This is a genomic window from Flavobacterium gyeonganense, assembly GCF_029625295.1.
Classification (GTDB): domain Bacteria; phylum Bacteroidota; class Bacteroidia; order Flavobacteriales; family Flavobacteriaceae; genus Flavobacterium; species Flavobacterium gyeonganense.
In genome coordinates this window covers 4,415,729-4,437,151 of record NZ_CP121112.1, presented here as the reverse complement: position 1 = coordinate 4,437,151, position 21,423 = coordinate 4,415,729, and the positions used below count along the sequence as shown (strand labels likewise).

Below are 21,423 nucleotides of genomic sequence, written 5' to 3'. Positions count from 1 at the left end.
ATTATTTAATCAATGAAATGATATAAGAATAAGTATATTGTTTGTCCAATAAACGATAGGGATCGTGAGGCAAACGTCCCCAGCTGTCATCACCGCCCAAACCTCTTTGTTTGTAGTCCAGATGCAGGTAAACTGCTTCTTTAGAATCTAAATCCAGATCAGATGGATGTCGCTGTGCTTTGGTTTTTCCCGGATCTAAATCTTCTGTTGAAATATTCAGTGCACTAAATCCAAGAGTCTGTAATCCTTCGATTTTTATTCCCTGCCCTTTATCATTTTTTAAAGTCAGCCAGCGAACATCCGTTTTATAACCACCTTCCTGAGGGCGGATATAATTTCTAGTGTACTGATTGATTACCTTATCTGAATATTCGCCAATAAACGAAGCTGAATTTCTATCTGAGTAATTTTCCCATGGTCCTCTTCCGTAATAAGTCAGATTATTATAAGAGCCGTTTAATTTTGAACGCATTCCGAAACGAGGTAATTCAGGAAGATTTTTCCCAGCCATATCAATAGCTGCAGCGACTTTTATCGCCCCATCGTTCTGAATCAGATAATTTACAGTGTAAGGAACATCGGCTCCGGCTAACTTGTAGGTAACCTTTATAGGTAAACCTTCTGAAGTATTTTTATCCAGCTGCACACCTACAACCGTTGGATTTTGGGATGCTTCTTTCCAGATTACTAATTTTTGCTGCATTTTGTTCCCAAAATCATTATCTGTTGGAGCACGCCAAAAAAAGGTGTTGGGAAATTAGTAAAAATAACATTATCTGCATTTTTCAGGTTGTATTTCAGGATCTCCCCTTTTTTCAGGTCAAATTCCCCTGCAATATTCTCCGTTTCAAAATAAAGTACATTTCCTTTAACAGCATGCTTTAGTTTTGATGTATTTTTTGTAATGTTGTTATTTTTAAAATAAGAACCATTTCCTAACGCAAATTGTGCCCTTGCAAATTCATGACCTTTCGCAACCAAGGGCGCATCGTATTTTGAAAATGCAAAGACATTTAAAAAATATTCAGAATTGTCGTCAAGATTACCATAATTTATCTTAAATTCCTTTGTTTCTTCCGGATTTACATCCAGATCAAACTCACTTTCTTTTACTTTTAATCCGTTTTTTATCAACTCCCATTTAAAGGTATAATTATTTAGATTCGTAAAATTAAAGTAATTCTTAACCAACAGATTGTTTTCATCCTTAAGCTGAAATTGAATGTCCTGATAGACTTTTTTAACTTCAAATAAACCGGGATGCGGGGTTCTGTTGGCTGCAATTAAGCCATTAGCACAAAAATTTTCGTCGTTATGCATTTTTTCCCCTCCTAAATCTCCTCCATAAGCCCAGAAGGTTTTTCCTTCTGCGTTTTTAGTTTTGATACCCTGATCAACCCAGTCCCATATAAAGCCTCCCTGCATGTGTTTGCTTCCATGAATAATATCCCAGTATTCCTGAAAATTACCATTACTGTTACCCATAGCATGTGAATATTCACACATAATATAAGGACGTTTTTTATCTGATCCGGCATAATCCTTCATGCTCTTAATTCCCGGATACATCGGACATACAATGTCTGTATTTCTGTTTTCTCCGGCCTGTTCAAACTGTACTGGACGTGTTGAATCTACTTGTTTCAGCCAATCATAAGCATCATAAAAAACAGGACCGTTTCCGCACTCATTTCCTAAAGACCAAATGATGATTGAAGGATGATTTTTATCAAATGCAAACATTCTTTTAATGCGATCGAGATGTGCAGGCGCCCATTCCGGCAAATAAGCAGGATGTTTTTTCTGATCGAATCCTCCTTGTAATTCAGCTCCCATTCCGTGTGTTTCAATATTGGCTTCGTCCACCACATAAAAACCGTACTCATCACATAAATCATAAAATTTTGTGTCATGTGGATAATGACTCATTCGAATTGCATTGATATTGAATTCTTTCATTAACTTAAGGTCTTTCAACATCAGTTCTGTGTTTGGAACGTGTCCATTTACATCATCATGTTCGTGAATATTGACACCTTTCACCAAAACCGCTTTTCCGTTGACCAACAATTGAGCATTTTTGATTTCTACTTTTCTAAAACCTGTTCTTTTAGAAATAATTTCAAGGGTTTTTCCTTTATTATCTAACAATGTAATAGTGTATTTATATAAATTTGGTGTTTCAGCATTCCATTGTTTTACATTATCAATCGTACCTCCAAAGCTTATTTTTTCTTCTTTTGTGTTTACTTTTTTGCTTTCAGAATAAACTGTTTTTCCATCTTTATCAAACAATTCTACTTTTACAGATGGATTTTTAATACTATTTTTTTCGAAATATTTTAGAGTCACATCCAGATTGAAAATTCCGTTTTTGTATTGATTGTCTAAAACACTTTTTACGAAATAATCCCAAACAGTAGTCTTTGGCATTGCCTGTAAATACACATCACGTTCTATACCGCTTAATCTCCAGAAATCCTGATCTTCTAAATAACTTCCGTCATGCCAGCGAAAAACCTGAACAGCAATTAAGTTTTCTCCTTTATTCAAAAAAGAAGTAACATTAAATTCTGCTGGCGTTTTAGAAGCTTTGGTCATTCCTACCTCTTTTCCGTTCAGGAATACTTTGGCATAACCGGTAATGGATCCAAAATGAAGTATAATTTCTTTGTCTTTCCACGAATCCGATACTTTAAAGGTACGTCTGTAAGTAGCGACCGGATTATAATCGCCACCAATAAAAGGCGGGTTTTTAGGAAAAGGATAAACTAGATTGGTATAAATAGGAATATCATAACCCTGCAGCTCCCAATTGGAAGGCACAGCAATAGTATTCCAGCCAGAATCATTCAATGTAGTGGTGAAGAAATCTGTTGGTCTTTGAGACGGATTTTTGACAATATTGAATTTCCAGCTTCCATTCAGACTCTGGTATAATTGGGATTTTTGAGGATTGTTATTTTTAAATTCGGTTTCATTGCTGAATAAAAGAAAGGAACTTCTGCCCGCTTCTTTCCCCCTATCAACTATCTGAGGACTTTCCCATTCATTATTCTGGGCATAATTTTGTAAACTTAAAAACAAGGCAAATGCTAATACAATTTTTTTCATTTAATAATTTTAAAAGGGAATTAAAAATTTATACTCTGAATTTTATTTCAAAACAATCCTCATCAGATCACTTCAGCAGGCTTTCAGAAATTTTTTTTCCTGATTTATCATATATAGTCAATTAGAAATAAAAAGGAACCTCACAAATTTAGATAACACTATGTAAGACCATGAGGGGCATTACATGAAATTAAGAGGGGCATATCAATATAAAAAATATTTGAAACACTAAAGTAATGCATTTTTCTAAAAACATTCAGATAAAGTAGATTGAAAAATTTTTTAGCCAAAGAAAAAAAGCAAAAACACAAATAAGAGCTTTTAAGTACAAAACTCACAAGAAACTGACTTGTTACATGCAAAAAATAAAATTTTGCTTTAAAATCAAAATATACAAACTGTTTTCAATAAGATAAATTTATCGATATTGAAATGAAAATAATTTTTACAAATACAAGTATTTCAAAATCAAAAAAATCTATTCTCTTAAAATTAAATTTTAAAAACGAAGAACCTTACCAAAATACAAATTATTTATTCAGTATATTTTATAATGATCTTGTTATTTACTCACATTGATATCTCGTAAATACATCATTTGTCTTACATAATGCTTCAAATTTTTCATCATGATTACTACTGTAAAAGTACATTTACGGGCTTAAATAATATTGATTTGAGTGACTATTTCAATTCAAAATAATTCTTATCAAAAGATAATATTCCTGATTGTACATAATTTTACAAACTTTCTATAAACTAAAAACGATGATGAAAAAACAAATTAAAAGATATTCCTTTTTACTGCTTATTTTTTTTGGAAACGGATACGCCCAAACCAAAAAACACCTGGATGTCAACAAACCTATTGAAGACCGGATTTCACTTTTGATGAAAGAAATGACTTTAGAAGAAAAGATAGGACAAATGAATCAATACAATGGTTCATGGGATGTTACCGGACCAAAACCGGAATCAGGTTCTAATGAAGAAAAATACAATAATTTAAAGAAAGGCCTGGTTGGTTCTATGCTGACCGTTCGCGGAGTTAAGGAAGTCAGAGCCGTACAAAAAATAGCCGTTGAAGAAACCCGCCTTGGCATTCCGCTTATTTTTGGTTTTGATGTTATTCATGGTTACAAAACCCTTAGCCCTATTCCATTGGCAGAAGCCGCAAGCTGGGATTTAGAGGCTATTAAAAATTCGGCCCGTGTTGCTGCTCTTGAAGCCTCCGCATCAGGATTAAACTGGACTTTTGCACCTAATGTAGATATTTCAAACGATGCGAGATGGGGACGTGTAATGGAAGGTGCCGGTGAAGATCCTTATTTGGGAAGTAAAATTGCAAGAGCAAGAGTTCATGGTTTTCAGGGAGAAAAATTAGGTTCAAATACGTCAATAGTGGCTTGTGCCAAACATTTTGCAGGTTATGGTTTTGTAGAAGCCGGACGCGATTACAATAGTGTTGATATGAGTAATTCTAAACTATACAATACAGTATTACCTCCTTTTAAAGCTACAGTAGATGCAGGAATCGGAACTTTTATGAATTCGTTTAATACACTGAATGGCATTCCTGCAACCGGAAACATCTTTTTACAAAGGGATATTTTAAAAGGAGCCTGGGGTTTTAAAGGTTTTGTAGTTTCTGACTGGGCATCCATAGCCGAAATGATTACTCACGGGTACGCTGCAAATGGTGCCGATGCTGCTCAAAAAGCCGTTATTGCAGGTTCTGATATGGACATGGAATCCAGTATTTATGTAAAAGAATTAGTTCAGTTAGTAAAAAAAGGTGCTGTCAAAGAAAGTGTTATTAATGATGCTGTACGCAGAATCCTGAGAGTAAAATTTGAATTAGGTTTATTTGACAATCCATACAGATATTGTGATGAAGCCAGAGAGAAATCAGATATTGGCAGTAAAGCCAATAATGATGACGTACTGGACATGGCGAAAAAGTCGATTGTTTTGTTGAAAAATGATAAAAATATACTTCCGTTAAAGAAATCCGGACAAAAAATTGCTTTGATAGGCGCTTTGGCAAGCGATAAAAACAGTCCATTAGGAAGCTGGAGAATTGCAGCCGATGACAACACCGCCATATCGGTTCTTGAAGGCATGCAGCAATACAAAAACAATTCTTTGGTTTTCGAAAAAGGAACTGATGTCGCTCTGAACAAACAGACTTTTTTAGACGAAGTAAAAATCAACACCACTGATTTTTCCGGATTTGAAGCAGCAAAAAAAGCAGCGAAAAATGCTGATGTTGTCGTGATGGTTCTGGGCGAAATTGGTTTTCAAAGCGGTGAAGGGCGCAGTAGAACCGAAATAGGTTTACCTGGAAACCAACAGCAATTATTAGAAGAAATTTACAAAGTAAATCCTAATGTGGTTTTGGTTTTAAATAATGGTCGTCCGCTGGCATTACCATGGGCTGCTGAAAATATCCCTGCTATTGTTGAAGCCTGGCAGTTAGGAACCCAATCCGGAAACGCAATAGCTCAGGTTTTATACGGAGATTATAATCCGAGTGGTAAACTTCCAATGGCATTTCCAAGAAATGTAGGACAATGCCCTATCTACTATAATTTATACAATACAGGAAGACCAACAGATAAAGATCAAAATGTATTCTGGTCGCATTATTCTGATGTCGAAAAAACACCTTTATATCCATTTGGTTATGGATTAAGCTATACTTCTTTTGCTTATAAAAACCTAAAGATGGCTAAAACTTCTTTTCAAAAGGGAGAAAAAATAGAAATTTCTGTAGAGGTTACTAATATTGGTGATTTTGATGGTAAAGAAGTGGTCCAGTTGTACTTAAATGATCCTGTTGCCAGTATTGTAAGACCGATTAAGGAATTAAAAGGATTTGAACTTGTTACTTTAAAAAAGGGAGAAACAAAAACCATTCAATTTACACTAACGGATTCAGAACTTGGTTTTTATGACAATGATGGAAAATTTTTAGTGGAGCCAGGATTATTTAATGTTATGGTAGGCTGGAATTCTAATGAAGGTTTAACCAGTAAATTTGAAGTTAAATAAAACACTTCGGAAGTAAAAATCTGATTTACATTACAATCTTATTACCTGAGTACGATTAAAAAGTTATTAATCTTGCTCAGGTTTTTAGCAATGTATAAAATTTGTATAGAAATAAGTAAAGTGTTCTGTATAGATTTATTAATATTGTTTTTACGATAAAAAATCAAAAAAATAATTTGGAAAGTTTATATCCTATAAAACTGATAACCAATAACATTACGTCTGAATGAAAAGTATTAAATATATACTGTTATGTTACTTTGTGTTTATAAACCATCTGTTCTCTCAGGGAAAATTTGATAGTTACCAATTTAGAAGCATTCCAGAAACTACTTCAAAAAGAGCTATTTCTTCTATCATACAGGACAAAAACGGATTTATCTGGATAGGCACTAATGGCGCGGGCTTGTATCGGTATGACGGTGTAAATTATTTTGGATATGAACAGAATAAAAAAGCAGGTTCCGTAAGTAGTAATTTTATTTACACCACTTTTATTGATTCGAACAACAATTTATGGATTGGTACTGATGAAGGTTTATGTTTTTACAACAGGGATTTAGATAATTTTACCAAGATTAATATTGGGGATGTAATCGTAAAAGGATACAATGAACCTATAACAATAAAAACAATTATTGAAGACAATAACGGCAATTTATATTTAGGTGCTTATGGTTTTGGCTTGTTTAAACTTAACATAAAAACCTTAAAAACTTCTTTGGTTCATTCAAAAGTACTGGAAAAGCCCAATTTTTTAATTAAATCATCAGTAAAAGACAAGCATGGAATTATCTATTTAGGTACAAGTTATGGTCTTTTGGAAATTGATCTGAGCGGAAAAGTAAAACAAGTTTTTAAAGATAAATTCAAAAGAAACCCATTACTGAACGATATCGAAAATATTGTAATTGATAAATTTGGATTCTTATGGCTTGGAACAACCGAAAATGGGCTAATCAAAATCAAACCTGAAACCGACAACTATCAATTTGAAAACTATCCAATTACAAAAAATAAAATCTTATCAATCGTAAAAAGCAGTCATGATTACATCATCTGCGGTACTGAAAATGACGGATTACTGGTTGTAAATTACAAAGGACAAGTTCTAAAAAAATACCTGCACAGCAAATACAACAATTTCAGTTTAAAATCCAATTCTGTCTGGTCATTATATGAAGATAAAGAAAAACGGCTCTGGTTAGGTTATTTTAATAAAGGGCTTGGTGTATTTGATAAGCCTAACAATAAATTCAATTCGCTTGAATCATTGGCAAACAATGATAATTCCCTGCAGACGAGCTATGTTACTTCTGTTGTAAAAGATAAAAAAGGCAATTTACTCATAAGCAATGAAGGTGGAGGGCTCGACATTTATAATCTTGCTGACAAAAGCTATATTCACGTTAACAAAACCAATCAAAATTATTATTCAGGTTTAGATGCTGCTGATATTCAGACGATTTTTATAGACAGCAAACAAAACATCTGGATTGGAAGCTGGGATCGAGGTATTTATTTTTTAAAAAATGGAACTACCAGATTTATAAACTATAATACAGCCAATACAACAGGTTTAAAATCAAACCGAATTTTTAGTTTTTCGGAGGATTCAAAAGGCAGAATCTGGATTGGTTCTTTTATAAAAGGACTGCATTATTTTGATAATAAAACCAATACATTTATTCATTGCAACTTTAAACCATTTATAGAAAATGATTTAGATAAGGCTTTTATACGTAAAGTCTTTGTTGACTCGGATGATGTGCTGTGGGTGGGAACAATCTTAGGACTATATCAGGTAAACATCAAAGATGATTCTCATTTTAAAGTAATTAAGATGCGGGATGCTATGTTTAAAGGCATGAATAACGACTATAGTATTCAGACTATTTTATCCATTTATGAATCTAACGACAAAACAATATGGATAGGTACAGATGCACAGGGTTTATTTAGTTATAATAAAAAAACTAAGACCTTTTCAAATTATGATGATTTTCCGGGCTTCAAAGAGAAATCTGTACGTGCTATAATTTCTGATAATAACGGTTATTTATGGCTAAGCGGCGGTTCCGGATTAACAAAATTAGATTTAAAAAACAAAAAAAGTACCAATTTCAACAAAGATGATGGTCTTGTTGATAATGATTTTAATAATAATGCTGTCTTTAAAGACGGAAATGGGGATTTGTATTTTGGCAGTTATGAAGGAGTAAATTACTTTAATCCAAATGAAATTAAAAAAACAGAAAAAGCACCTAGTTTGTATTTCAGTGATTTTAAATTATTCAACCAATCTGTAAAGCCAAATGAAAATCATTCGCCATTAAACAAAGTAATTTCCCAGACAAAAGAAATTATTCTTGACTACACTCAGTCCGTTTTTACGATTGAATATGTGGGAATTAACTATAATTATTCTAAAAAAAACCAATACGCCTATTATCTGGAAGGTTTTGAAAAAGACTGGAATTATGTTGGAAACAACAGGACCGCTACTTATACGAATCTGGAACCCGGTAATTATATTTTTAAAGTAAAAGCAGCAAATGCTAATGGCTCCTGGAGCAATGATTTATTAGAACTGAAAATAAAAGTTTTGCCACCCTGGTGGAAAACCATCTGGGCTTATTTAATATACATATCAATTTTAGTTTTCTTAATTATATATTTCAATAAAATCTATCAAAATCGTTTTAAAGCCAAGCAGGCCATAATTTTAGAAAGAGAAAAAACGATTCAGTTAGAAAAATTAAATAATAAGAAGCTTCAGTTTTTCACTAATATTTCACATGAATTCAGAACCCCGCTAACACTGATTATTAATCCTTTGGAAGATATTTTGAGAAGCAGGACTTTATCCAGGGAAATACATAACAAATTAAAAATCGTACACAAAAGTTCAGACAGGCTTTCACGACTAATCAATGAACTAATGGATTTTAATAAATTAGAGTTCAACAAAGTTTTCCTTCAGGTGAAGAAAGTTGAAGTAGTCGCTTTTACCGAAGGCATTATCAGCTATTTTGATGAAGAAGCCGCTGTTCGAAATATTAAGATTGATTTTGAATCCTCAGCTGACGAACTCGAAGACTGGCTGGATCCTAAAATGCTGGAAAAAATACTCTTTAATATTATTTCAAATGCCTTTAAATTTACACCGGATAATGGCTCGATAAAAATTTCCATCACCGAATCAAATCAGGATACTATGCTGTTGATAGATGGAAATAAAGTTCCTTCATTTTCGATAACAATCACAGATACAGGTTCCGGAATTCGAAGCGAAGATTTGAAAAGAATTTTTGACAGATTTTATCAGGTTAATAATCTAAATAAAGATTATTACGGCAGCACAGGCATTGGACTTGAAGTTGTAAAAGAATTTGTTGAACTGCATAAAGGCAAAATTGATGTTGAAAGCAAGCTTGGAGAAGGCACAAAATTTACGGTTACATTTCCTTTAGGGAAATCTTTTTATAAAGAAAATGAAATAATTAATGAAGTTTTTGAAATAGAAAAAATTAAAAATAAATTCTTGTTCGAATCTAAAAATCAAACTGAAGAAGACGAAATTGATAATCAGTTTATTAAAGAGAATACAGTAGAAGCAACAAAAGCATATACAGTTTTGATTGTAGAGGATAATCTTGAATTAAGAAATTATCTGAAACATGAATTAAGCAAATTGTATAAGGTTATTACAGCCGAAAATGGTAAAAAAGGCTACGACCTTGCCGTTCAAAAATTACCGGATATAATAATTACAGATGTCATCATGCCAGTAATGGACGGTTTGGAAATGTGTAAAAATATAAAAGGAGATTTAAAAACGAGTCACATTCCCTTATTAATGCTCTCTGCTAAAGCAATGGTCAATGACAGACTGGAAGGTATAGATTCTGGTGCTGATATGTATCTGAGCAAACCATTTGAATTGGATATTTTAAAATCCAGTCTGGCGCAGCTCATCACAAGCCGCCAAATAATGTTTAAGAAATTTTATACCGGAATTACAAAACAAGGGAAAGAAAAAACCACATCATTGGATAACGATTTCATTCAGAAAATTCTTCATTTCATTAATGAAAACATTAGCGAATCTGAACTAAGTGTAGAATTACTCTCTTCAAAGGTGTTCTTGAGCCGTAGTCAATTGTACCGAAAAATTAAAACACTAACAGGTGTTTCAGTAAATGAGTTTATTAGAAATGTCAGGTTAGAAAAAGCAAAACAGTTACTCGAACAAGGAAATAAAGAAGTCAATATTAATGAAATCAGTTATAAAGTAGGATTTCCTTCTCCCTCCTATTTTGCCAAATGCTATAAAATTAAATATGGCTACCTGCCTACTCAGGAAAAAGGTACAAATGAATAAAAATAATCTTCATCTCTGTTTAAAAAGCTTCGATATTCAATCGGAGCTTTTTTTATAAGAATATTTATTAAGACACTTTGACTTTACTCAGCTCATATTTATACTTTTAATAAAATACTTCTGTTTTTTTATTAAAGGATTTTTTTACCATATTTTTTTTAGCAATACTTCAGGAATACTTTTTTTGATGATTCGGTCATTTTTAAGCAATTACAGTATATCATCCCTTTATTTTGCATCATTTGATGCACGATTTGCTTCATCCGTTTTACACTTTCACTGCCTTAGATTTTACTTTCGTTAAGAAATATTTAAGAAATGATTTTCATTTTCACACTTAAAGTAATGTTAATGCAAAAAAAATCAAAAACGTAAATATTCACTAATAAAAAATAAACTAATTATTTAATCCAAACTCAAAACAACCAAATTTTATGCAGAAAAAAACATTAAAAAGACTATTGTATATAATAGTATTTATGTGGGGAAATTTTTCTTTGCCCAAACTGTTAAAGGTAAAGTAACATCAGGGGGAGTTAGTCTGCCCGGAGTTAGTGTAGTAGTACAAGGTACAAAAAACGGAACAGCCACCGATTTTGACGGCAGTTTTACTTTAAACAATGTAGAGCCAAAAGCGATACTGGTTTTTAGTTATATAGGTTATAAAAATATATCTATACCCGCAGATACAAAATCAGAGATGCAGGTAGTCATGGTAGATGAACTGGAAAAACTAAATGAGGTAGTAGTTATCGGATATGGAACTTCAAAAAGAAAAAGATATAAACGGTGCTGTTTCTTCTATCAAAGCTTCTGACATCCAGGACAAGCCCTTTACTTCTATCGATCAGGCCCTTGTAGGTAAAGCGGCAGGTGTAAATGTTACACAGAATTCAGGAACACCTGGAGGAGGAATCTCCGTTCAAATTAGAGGTATTACTTCTATCAATGGTAACGAACCTTTATATGTTATTGACGGAACACCTGTTTTTGCAGATAAAAACAACGACACATTTTCTTTTAGTGCATTGGGTGGCGGAAACGGACAAACAAAAAGTTCTGCTTTATCCGGCCTGAATATTTCAGATATTGAAAGTATTGACATCTTAAAAGACGCATCTGCGACAGCAATATATGGCGCAAATGGTGCAAATGGAGTTGTTTTAATTACTACCAAAAAAGGGAAAAAAGGAAAATCTAAATTTACCTACGAAACTTATTTAGCGAATCAGGAAGTAACGAACAATGTAGATGTTTTAAACTTGCCTGAATATGCAAGATACCAGTCAAAAATTTTCACTTTAAGCGGTGAACCTGTCCCTTTTCAATACCAAAAACCTGATTTATTAGGAAATGGAACAAACTGGCAGGATGAACTTTTCAGATCGGCTGCGATGTACAGCCACCAGCTTTCATTTTCTGGCGAAAAAGAAGGAACACGTTATTATACTTCCCTAAATTATTTTGACCAGGAAGGAATTGTTTTAAACTCGGATTTTAACAGATTATCGATGCGATTAAATGTAGATTCTAATGTTAAATCCTGGCTAAAAATAGGTAACAACTTATCTGTAAGTAAGTCATCGCAGAAAGTAGTAAGAAACGATGACAGAGGTGGTTTAGTAATGAATACATTGAGACAATCACCAGAATTACCAGTTAGGGATGCCAGTGGAGCATTTGCAGGTCCAACAAGCGGTTTAGGATCTTCTGCAAACGAAGCAACCAACCCAATTGCTCTGGCCGAATACAACAATTCGACTACAGAAAGATTCAAAATTAATGGTAATTTATTCGCTGATTTCACCCTTATCAAAGGATTGGTTTTCAGAACCGAATTAGGATACGACCTTAACTTTGCTAAAAGTGGCACTTTTGTACCTAAATATACTTTAGGAAATGTATCTGAACTTTTAAACAAGTCATTTAAACAGCAGGATCAGAGTTATTATTGGAATATCAAAAATTATCTGACATATAACAAAACGATAAACGACAAACATAATTTTACTTTACTACTAGGCCAGGAAGCGCAGGAAAGCAAATATGAATATTTAAGTGGTTATAGAACGGGGGCATTTTTAAATAAAGATTTTACAAACTTAAATATAGGTGATATCGATACTGCACTTAACGGAAATGGTTCAGGAAGATGGTCTATGACATCTTATATTTCAAGATTGAATTATAGTTTTTCTGACAGATACTCCTTCTCTGCTTCATTAAGAGCGGATGCTTCATCAAACTTTGGTCCTAACAACAAATGGGGTTATTTCCCTTCGTTTTCAGGAGGATGGACAGTTAGTAACGAAAAGTTCTTTGAACCTTTGTCAAATAGCATCGATTATTTGAAATTTAGAGCGGGTTACGGTGCCGTAGGAAATCAAAATATACCGGCAAACAGGTACCAGACTATCCTGTCACTACTTGCATCTCCTTTTGGAGGCGTATCTCCTACTATTGATAATTTAGGTAATCCTAATATCAAATGGGAGTCACTTAAATCTCTTAACGCTGGTTTTGAATTGGCGACGCTTAATAACAGAGTAAAATTAGATTTTGATTATTATGTTAAAAACTCATCTGATTTCCTTACAAAACAAATCAATGATGAGTCAAATCAAAGTGCACTTAATTATTATCTGAATACAGGTGAAATTGTAACTAAAGGAATTGACCTTACATTAAATACCAGAAATATCGTTACAGATGATTTTTCATGGGACAGCACTGTTATTTTCTCAAAATACACTAACAAACTAACCAGTTTTCAAGGACAGGGCAAATCTTTACTAGGAAAGGTACAATTTGATTTATACAACGTTACCAGAACTACAGAAGGACAACCTGTAGGGCAATTTTACGGATACGTAACAGATGGTTTATTCAAAAATGCTGCCGAATTAGCTGCGGGACCAACACAGGAAACTGGAACCGGAATTGGAGATATTCGTTTTAAAGATCTTAATAATGACGGAAAAATTGACAGTAAAGACCAAACCGCTATTGGAGATGCAATTCCTGATTTTACATATTCATTTACAAACAACTTTAAATACAAAAATCTTAGTTTATCAATTGTACTAACAGGAAGTCAGGGTAATCAGATCTACAACTTTACACGTCATTATATTGACGGAATCTATCCGGGATTTGGAGACCGATTTGGAAATGTAAGCACTCAGGCTTTAAATGCCTTTGAACCGGGTACAAACGAAAATACAGATGTACCAAGAATTACACTGAATGACCCAAATGGCAATGGCAGAATTTCTAACAGATTTGTTGAAGATGGTTCTTATTTAAGAATTCAGAATGTGTCTTTGAGTTATGATTTACCAGACAGAATGTTCGAAAATACTATTTTGACTAAAGTAAGATTGTATGTAAATGTTCAAAACTTATACACTTTTACAAAATATTCCGGTTTTGATCCCGCTCTTGGAAACTTAGACCAAAATATAACACTAAGTGGTATTGATTTAGGCCGCTACCCTGTACCAAGAGTTACATCTGCAGGAGTGAACATTGAATTCTAGAACTTATAAAAACAAATATTTAACTTAATGATATACAATAGTTAAAACAAAAAAAATAGTTATGAAAAAACTTTTTAAACTTTTTATGATGGGAATGCTGATACCATTGCTGTCTTTATTCTCCTGTTCAGATGAATTTTTGGATGCACCATCTGAAAATCAGCTAACGCCTGCCGACTTACCTGAAGGTGTTACAGCATTTGACGGAATTGCTGAGAGTTTGTACTTTAAGCCGTGGTTTACTTTTAATGATAAATTTCTGATTGCTGTTGGCGATATGTATGCCGGCAATGCTTTTACATTCGATGGTGCATATGCGCAATTTAAAGATGCTCAGGTAACCTCACAAAATCCGATTTTAACTGAGGGATATGTTTCTCTATTTTCGGTAGTTGATCAGTCTAATAATTTAATGAGTCTTGTCGAAGAAAGAAAAAGTGAACTGCCGGAAGCATCTTATAAAAATGCTATTGCAATATCAAGATTCATGAGAGCAAATGCTTACTTCTATCTGGTAAGAGCTTTTGGGGCTGTACCTATTATCAGTAAAGCAGGGTCTGCTCCACAGCCAAAAAGAAATATTGTTTCGGATGTGTATAAATTCATAAAAATGGATTTAGAATATGCTGTCGAAAATTTACCTGAAAGAGGAGCCAAAAAAGGTTATGTTACCAAATATGCCGCTATGGGTATATTGGCAAAAGTACATCTGACTTTGAATGAATATGCTGAATGTGCTGCTTTAACCCAAAAAATTATCGGTAACCAGTATACTTTAATTCAGGAATACAGCAACTTGTTTAGCAGTCCGGAGAACAATAACAGTGCAGAAAGTATGTTTGCCCTGCAATGGAAAGCTATTGCTACAGAATGGGGAACACAAAATACAAATCAGGCTTATATCGTTCCGGGAGGTACAGGAATTACAGGCGGTGGTGACGGTTGGGGAGTTTACCTTCCTTCTATTTCACTTCAAAATGGATTTGAACCAAAAGACACCAGAAAGAAAAGTACCATTATGACAGATGGTGACTTCTACCCTGAATTATTAAAAAACCAAGGCGGATTTACTTATAAAAAAATATACTCTTCTACAGCGGCTAATTTCAGAAAATACATTGTAGGTTCTGCTGCAGAAAGAAACGATGTATTCTTTATGAGAACTTCTCAAAACACAATCATTTTAAGATATTCTGATATTTTATTAATGAATTCTGAAGCGATTTTAGCCGGAGCCGGTTCTACAACTTCAGCATCTGCCTTAAGTTCTTTTAATGAAGTAAGAACAAGAGCAGGACTGCCAGCTAAAACAGTATTGACAAGAGATGAATTGTTTAACGAAAGAAGAGTTGAATTTGCATTGGAAGGACAATATTTCTTTGATCTAAAGCGCCGCGGATTGGCAGAAGCAACAGCCATTATTTCACAGCAGGAAGTTGGTTTTTATTCTGATGATGCCAGAACAGAATTGATTTCCAGAAAAATAACTCCGACAAGCAATTATTTTGAACTGCCATTACCGCAGTCTGCTATTGATACTAATCCATCATTATTAGAAGCTCCCGTTCCTTTTAACTTTAACTAACTATACTATGATCAATAAAATAAAATATAGAATTCTGATTCTTTTGGCGCTGGCTTCTTTTACAGCCTGTCAAAACGATGACGCTGCTAAAGCAAATATAGATGCAATGGTTGCTGAACCGGGAGATTTACTAAATCAGGCCTTTCCAACAAATAAAGTCAGAGTTGAAGGCGAAGGTTTAATGGGACTAAAAAAAATTACCCTGGATGATAAAATTAATATCAGTTTTAATCCTAATTACAATTCAGATAAAGCGTTTATTTTTACTATTCCCTTTGATGAAAAACTAGGAAGCAGATTTGGAATACAGCCTATTACATTTATTACTGCAAATGGTTCCGTTACCAAAAATATTGAGATTTTACAACCTGTTCCAACCATTACAAAAACAACTCCGGCTGTTGCAACTCCAGGATTTCCATTGGAAATTGAAGGAACTTGGTTTTATAATATTTCATCAGTAACCGTAGGAGGAAAAGCGGTTAGTTATACGGCAAAATCATCTTCATCAATTATTATTGCTTTACCTGCAAATGCCATTTCTGGATCAGAACTTGCCATTACTACCCCTGGCGGTGCAGCAAAGAAAACAATAGACTTTGCTACGATCGTTTTGGTATCTGATTTTGACGGAAATGGAGCCAGAACTGAGTGGACTTCTTACGGCGATATAGAAAGCTTCAACACCAGTACTGCTGGTGGTCCAACAGGAAATTACACAACATTAGTCTGGGGCGGTTCAAATGTAAATGGTTACAACGGAAGCAGTGGCGGCGGCGGAGCCAGTTTCTTAAGCACTTCCAATACAGATGCAACAAAAGCTTTTATCGATATTGATGTAAGTGCAAATGTTGTTGGGGCTAATTTTGCCATTCAGTTAAATACTATCGACGGGGTGAATTATGGGTACAATTTTAAAATCACCGATGTAAACTGGACTACAAAAACCATTTCAATTATTGATTTTAAAGATAATTACGGATTTGGTTCTAATACAGCCGCAACTTTAAACCCTTCTAAAATTAATGAGATTAAAGTTGGAGTAGCCCAGGGAGATTCACCTAATCCAAGTGCCATTAAATTTGATAATATTAAAATTCGTTACCAATAATAACTCTTAAATTAAAAGAGGCTGTGGTCAAAACAGCCTTTTTTATCAAACCGAATAAATAACTATAAATAAGGACATTCTCTCTAAAAGAATGCTTCATAATAAAAAACAGTATGAAAAGTAAATTTTTATTAATGCTGATCAGCGTCGTCTTTTTTTAAATGCATGCTCCAAAGACGACAGTGAGAGCCCTGATGTTTTAGAAACACCAATTGCTATTGCACCAAAAGATGTAAACGACAATGGTTTTAAAGCAAAATGGTATTACGTTTCCCACTCAAAAAGCTATCTTTTAGATGTTTCAACCAGCGAAAATTTCGCCTCTTTTCTGCCAAATTACAATTCAAAAGAAGTTACAGATTTGAACGACGTTGTGTCAGGTTTAACTGGAGGAACACAATATTATTACCGTGTAAGAGCCAAAAATGAAACACAAATTTCAGATTATTCGAATGTCATTAGCGTTGTAACTACTGGTTCTAGCGGTATTCCTGAAGACCCAACTTTTTTAAAGGTAAAAGCAAATAAATTAGCCAATCCGTTTTTTGTTGGTATGGCTGTAAAAGCATTTCAACTGACTAATGGAAGTCAGTATGATATCATTTTAAAAAATGAATTCAGCAGTATTTCTGCCGAATATGAAATGAAAATGGATCAGATTTCTACCGCAAGCGGTGTTTACAACTGGACTGTAGCAGATAAAATCGTAGCTTACGGAAACGCTAATAACATCAATGTCCATGGTCATGCTTTAGTGTGGCATAATTCGGTACCGGAATGGTTAAAAAATTATGCAGGTACTGATGCAGAATTTGCATTAGAAGTAAAAAAATACATTACAGATGTTGTTACTCATTATGCTGGTAAAGTAAAATCCTGGGACGTTGTAAATGAAGCAGCCGATGATAATGGCGGCACTATGAGAAATACTATTTTTCTTCAGCGAATGGGACCTAACTACATTAAAGATTGTTTTCAGTGGGCCAGAAATGCAGCAAATGCAGCGGGTGATACAAATTTATTATTGTTTTATAATGATTATGCCACATCTACTAATATTCCAAAACAAAATAGGGTTTTCAGCATTGTAGATGATTTAAAAGCGAGTAATCTTATAAATGGTCTGGGGTATCAAATGCATAACACTTATCTAAGCCCAACAAAGGCTCAAATAGAAACTGATCTTAATAAAGCTGTAGCTAAAGGTTTAAGAATCCATGTATCTGAATTAGATATTCAGGTAAACCAATTTAATGATATTTCGACTTTTACCAACGAAAGAAGACTGGCACAAAAAGCAAAATATAAAGAAATGGTTCAAATTTACAATGCACTTCCTGCAGCCAATAAATATGCTTTAACAATTTGGGGTATGAAAGATAATGAATCCTGGATTCCTTACAGTACAGAACTGAACCACGTTGGTAACGACTGGCCTTTATTATATGATGCAAACTTTACTATTAAAAGTGCTCATACGGGATTCCTGGAAGGTTTAGATTAAGTTTTAAAAAGCATACACTTTACTATAAATTAACCAAAAAAGAAATCATGAAAAAGTTAAGTTTATTATCCTTGGCAATGACATACCTAATAGGATTTGCATCCTGTTCAGATAATACCGCTCCTTTATCAGAAAGCCAGTTAACAAATGTAAATGCAAATAAAAGCACAGGTAAAGTTGCTTCTGCACCGTGGGTAAAACAATTTGAAGATACTTTTAATGTAGGCTCAAATCTGTCACAATGGACGAAAGAACAACGTACTGATTATAATTCGCCTTATTGTGATTATAATAGTTCGGTACCTACAACTCAATGGAGAGACGGAAAGCAGTGTTTAGAAATCAAGACTACTAAATTGAGTACCAGCAAGTATCGATCTGGCTTTATTAGTTCTAATTATCAGTATAAACCTGAAAATAATACAGAGTATATGCTTTCTGCGAATATTAAATTGGTGGCAATGGATGGCGGAACTTATAAATCTTTTACAGAGACTTATGGTGCCTGGCCTGCTTTCTGGACTGTACAAGGGAACGGATGGCCAACCAAAGGTGAAATCGATATTATGGAAGGCTATTCTTTTGCACCAAATACCAGTCGTTTTGCTTCAAATCTTTTTTATGGAACAGCTGTCGGAACAAACTTATTAGGAAATTCAGCTGAAAGAAATTATCCCGGTAGTTTTAACATTAATGCAAACAATGGATGGCACTTATATGAATCCTTTTGGAAAATGAAAGACAATGTTGTAACAGTAACTATAAAGGTTGACAACATTACAGTTGCCACATATACCAACAGTGGTACAGCTAAACTCAATTTGAATAATTTTGGGCCGCATTCAATTGTTTTTAACATGAATGTAGGTTCAAAAGATTCTAGCTTTATAGATCCGAATAAAATTAACTTATTTTCGACTGTAATGATGTGGGTAGACGATGTAACCGTTTACAAAAGACCAATCTAAAAATGTTATTCTATTAAGAACAGATAATTCTTTACTATGGCCGAAAGCAATTTCGGCCATTTTGCTTTTATATTAAGCTAATTGAAAGCTTTCGTTCAAACCCAAACTTTTAATATCAGGCTTGAAAAATTTGAAGGCTTAAAGATTCAAAAAACTCATATGCTCTTTTCTCTGCATAAGAATAGGTTGAATTTCGCATAGGAAAAGCGCAGTGACCACCATATTTTGGGGTTTCCAGATAAACATATTTACTGTTTTTCGCTATAGCCCTTGGATAACATCTTTCACCTAAAAAAGGATCATCAAGCGAATTAATTATTAAAACGGGAGTGGTAATGTCTTTTAGGGAAAATTCAGGTGAAACGCGCTCATAATACTCATCCCGGCTTGCAAATCCGTGTAGTGGCGCTGTAAAATACTGGTCAACTTCATCAAAAGAAGAAATTTTATCAATCTGATCGGTGTTTATAAAATCAGGAAACTGGGCTGCTTTATATTTAAGCTTTCTTTTAATATCTATTGTAAAATTCTTTAGATAAACCCTGTTAAAACCTTGTTTAAGAACAGCAGCACTTGTTGCAATATGAGTGGGTACCGAAATCGAAACAGCTGCTTTTATGCGCTCATCAATTTTTGTCCAGCCCAAATAGTTCAAAAGCTGAACTCCTCCCATCGAATAGCCAATTAGATAAACTTCTTTGAATCCTTTTTTTAAAACAAACTGAACCACCTCATCAAGGTCATCAACTGCACCATGATGATAAAGTCTGGGAAGACGGTTCATTTCTCCTCCACAAGTACGGTTATTCCATGCGAAAACTGAAAATCCTTTTTGCTGAAAGTAAGCCGAACAGCTGTTATTATAAGTCCTGCGTGAATCACCTTCTAAACCATGACATAGAATAACTGCTTTTTTAGCGTTATTGATAACAAAATCGATATTGATAAAATCTCCGTCATTCAGTTCATGTTTTACCCTTGTATATGCTGGAACTTCAAACTTTTTGAACAAAGCGGCATAAATAGTAGAAATGTGTCGGTTGCGATGGACAACAGGAGGTAAATTATATTCTGATTGTTCAATTATTGGCATGATACAACTTTTTATAATGCTTCATACAAATCTAAGGAATCAATCAATATTGTAGTCAAAAACTGTCTTTAAATTTTACTTCAAAAATAATCATACAATATAAATTTAACCTTAAGTTTTAGTTGCATTTGAAATCTATTTTTTAAAAATCGTATCATATTAATATGGAACACTTACATGTTTTTTTGATTAGAGCGTTATAATCTTATGAGTTTTTGTTAAAAAAGCTTTTATTTTTTATTCCAAAATACAATATCCTTAAAAAATAGAAGTTTTAACCTACAATATCGTAATACTGTTTTTTTACTTATATTAAGCCTTCCGCAAAACTAAGGGAATTATTTTTTTGATATTTCAATATTGAGAGGCTAGATTGTCAAAGTGATATTTTTACACCATAATTTCGGATAAACTGTATAGCTTTCAAAAAAAATAAATAATATTGCCAATTCGAAACAATTAAATACCATGCCATCAAATTCCAGTTCAGATCAAAAGAAACTTCTTCTTGAGCTATCTCAGGGAAGTGAATTGGCGTTTACAGCGTTATACAATCAATATAAACATATTGTCTATGCAACGGCATTAAGAATAACCAAATCTGTTATTCAGTCTGAAGAAGCTGTTCAGGACGTCTTTTTGAAAATATGGCTCAGTCATCAGAATTTAGGAGAAATTGATAGTTTTGAAAATTATCTTTTCATCATTTCACGAAATCATATATTCAATACAATCAAAAAAATTGCCCGTGAAAGTACCCTAATGACAGAAATCACTTCGAATGATACATTAAGCGATACAGATCACGGTATAAAAGACGATCAGTACAATATAATCCTGAATAAAATAGTACAACAGCTGCCCCCTCAGCAGCAAAAAATCTATAAAATGGCAAAATGGGAAGGTTTGAGCCATCAGAAAATTGGTGAAGACTTAGGCATTTCTACAGAAACTGTAAAAAAACACATGGCTCAGGCTCTAAAATTCATACGCCATAAGATCAGTCCGTACATGAATATGTTCATGTCTCTCCTTCTGTTTTTAAAGAGCTGGCTTTAAAAAATTTCTTTC

12 protein-coding genes are annotated in these 21,423 nt (G+C 33.6%); 9 read left to right on the top strand and 3 right to left on the bottom strand.

Going from position 1 to position 21,423, the window contains the following annotated elements; all coding sequences use genetic code 11:
* Position 1: 1 nt before the first annotated feature.
* Positions 2 to 703 carry a beta-galactosidase small subunit gene (locus P5P89_RS21725; RefSeq protein ID WP_340696497.1) on the bottom strand — a complete coding sequence of 234 codons (702 nt, stop codon included), beginning with the start codon at positions 701 to 703 and terminating at the stop codon, positions 2 to 4.
* Positions 688 to 3,114 (bottom strand): glycoside hydrolase family 2 TIM barrel-domain containing protein, encoded by a 2,427-nt coding sequence (locus tag P5P89_RS19165; protein WP_340696496.1) that lies wholly within the window; start codon positions 3,112 to 3,114, stop codon positions 688 to 690. Before P5P89_RS19165 ends, P5P89_RS21725 begins: the two co-directional genes overlap by 16 nt.
* A 771-nt stretch (positions 3,115 to 3,885) precedes the next feature.
* Here P5P89_RS19165 and bglX point away from each other — a divergent pair.
* The 8 genes from bglX (at position 3,886) to P5P89_RS19125 (ending at position 19,259) form a co-directional block, all read left to right on the top strand.
* Complete coding sequence (gene bglX, locus P5P89_RS19160; protein WP_278012041.1) at positions 3,886 to 6,168, top strand: beta-glucosidase BglX; 2,283 nt, start codon at positions 3,886 to 3,888, stop codon at positions 6,166 to 6,168.
* 226 nt (positions 6,169 to 6,394) lie between these two features.
* On the top strand, positions 6,395 to 10,552 hold the full coding sequence (locus P5P89_RS19155; RefSeq protein ID WP_278009750.1) for a hybrid sensor histidine kinase/response regulator transcription factor: 4,158 nt from the start codon (positions 6,395 to 6,397) through the stop codon (positions 10,550 to 10,552).
* A 481-nt stretch (positions 10,553 to 11,033) separates the two neighbouring features.
* Positions 11,034 to 11,369 carry a carboxypeptidase-like regulatory domain-containing protein gene (locus P5P89_RS19150; protein ID WP_278009749.1) on the top strand — a complete coding sequence of 112 codons (336 nt, stop codon included), beginning with the start codon at positions 11,034 to 11,036 and terminating at the stop codon, positions 11,367 to 11,369.
* Positions 11,311 to 14,091 (top strand): SusC/RagA family TonB-linked outer membrane protein, encoded by a 2,781-nt coding sequence (locus tag P5P89_RS19145; RefSeq protein WP_278009748.1) that lies wholly within the window; start codon positions 11,311 to 11,313, stop codon positions 14,089 to 14,091. Before P5P89_RS19150 ends, P5P89_RS19145 begins: the two co-directional genes overlap by 59 nt.
* Positions 14,092 to 14,152: 61 nt before the next feature.
* On the top strand, positions 14,153 to 15,676 hold the full coding sequence (locus tag P5P89_RS19140; RefSeq protein ID WP_278009747.1) for a RagB/SusD family nutrient uptake outer membrane protein: 1,524 nt from the start codon (positions 14,153 to 14,155) through the stop codon (positions 15,674 to 15,676).
* 7 nt (positions 15,677 to 15,683) lie between these two features.
* Entirely contained in the window at positions 15,684 to 16,787 is a 1,104-nt protein-coding gene (locus P5P89_RS19135) for an IPT/TIG domain-containing protein (RefSeq protein ID WP_278009746.1), read from the top strand.
* A gap of 361 nt (positions 16,788 to 17,148) precedes the next feature.
* The gene (locus P5P89_RS19130) at positions 17,149 to 18,291 is read left to right on the top strand and encodes an endo-1,4-beta-xylanase (protein WP_278009745.1); all 1,143 of its coding nucleotides are present in this window, start codon (positions 17,149 to 17,151) and stop codon (positions 18,289 to 18,291) included.
* A gap of 47 nt (positions 18,292 to 18,338) precedes the next feature.
* Positions 18,339 to 19,259, top strand: a complete 921-nt coding sequence (locus tag P5P89_RS19125; RefSeq protein WP_278009744.1) for a glycoside hydrolase family 16 protein — start codon at positions 18,339 to 18,341, stop codon at positions 19,257 to 19,259.
* A 115-nt stretch (positions 19,260 to 19,374) separates the two neighbouring features.
* Here the strand turns inward: P5P89_RS19125 and P5P89_RS19120 are convergent, their stop codons facing one another.
* A complete protein-coding gene (locus tag P5P89_RS19120; protein ID WP_278009743.1) occupies positions 19,375 to 20,352 on the bottom strand; it encodes a YheT family hydrolase in 978 nt (325 codons plus the stop codon).
* A gap of 468 nt (positions 20,353 to 20,820) precedes the next feature.
* Here P5P89_RS19120 and P5P89_RS19115 point away from each other — a divergent pair, with 468 nt between their 5' ends.
* Positions 20,821 to 21,411 carry an RNA polymerase sigma factor gene (locus P5P89_RS19115; RefSeq protein WP_278009742.1) on the top strand — a complete coding sequence of 197 codons (591 nt, stop codon included), beginning with the start codon at positions 20,821 to 20,823 and terminating at the stop codon, positions 21,409 to 21,411.
* Positions 21,412 to 21,423: the final 12 nt, after the last annotated feature.

Excerpts from the sequence above, each read along its gene's own strand:
- P5P89_RS21725 (WP_340696497.1), bottom strand. The coding sequence starts at position 703 with ATGCAGCAAAAATTAGTAATCTGGAAAGAAGCATCCCAAAATCCAACG.
- P5P89_RS19165 (WP_340696496.1), bottom strand. The coding sequence starts at position 3,114 with ATGAAAAAAATTGTATTAGCATTTGCCTTGTTTTTAAGTTTACAAAAT.
- bglX (WP_278012041.1), top strand. The coding sequence starts at position 3,886 with ATGAAAAAACAAATTAAAAGATATTCCTTTTTACTGCTTATTTTTTTT.
- P5P89_RS19155 (WP_278009750.1), top strand. The coding sequence starts at position 6,395 with ATGAAAAGTATTAAATATATACTGTTATGTTACTTTGTGTTTATAAAC.
- P5P89_RS19145 (WP_278009748.1), top strand. The coding sequence starts at position 11,311 with ATGGAACTTCAAAAAGAAAAAGATATAAACGGTGCTGTTTCTTCTATC.
- P5P89_RS19140 (WP_278009747.1), top strand. The coding sequence starts at position 14,153 with ATGAAAAAACTTTTTAAACTTTTTATGATGGGAATGCTGATACCATTG.
- P5P89_RS19135 (WP_278009746.1), top strand. The coding sequence starts at position 15,684 with ATGATCAATAAAATAAAATATAGAATTCTGATTCTTTTGGCGCTGGCT.
- P5P89_RS19125 (WP_278009744.1), top strand. The coding sequence starts at position 18,339 with ATGAAAAAGTTAAGTTTATTATCCTTGGCAATGACATACCTAATAGGA.
- P5P89_RS19120 (WP_278009743.1), bottom strand. The coding sequence starts at position 20,352 with ATGCCAATAATTGAACAATCAGAATATAATTTACCTCCTGTTGTCCAT.
- P5P89_RS19115 (WP_278009742.1), top strand. The coding sequence starts at position 20,821 with ATGCCATCAAATTCCAGTTCAGATCAAAAGAAACTTCTTCTTGAGCTA.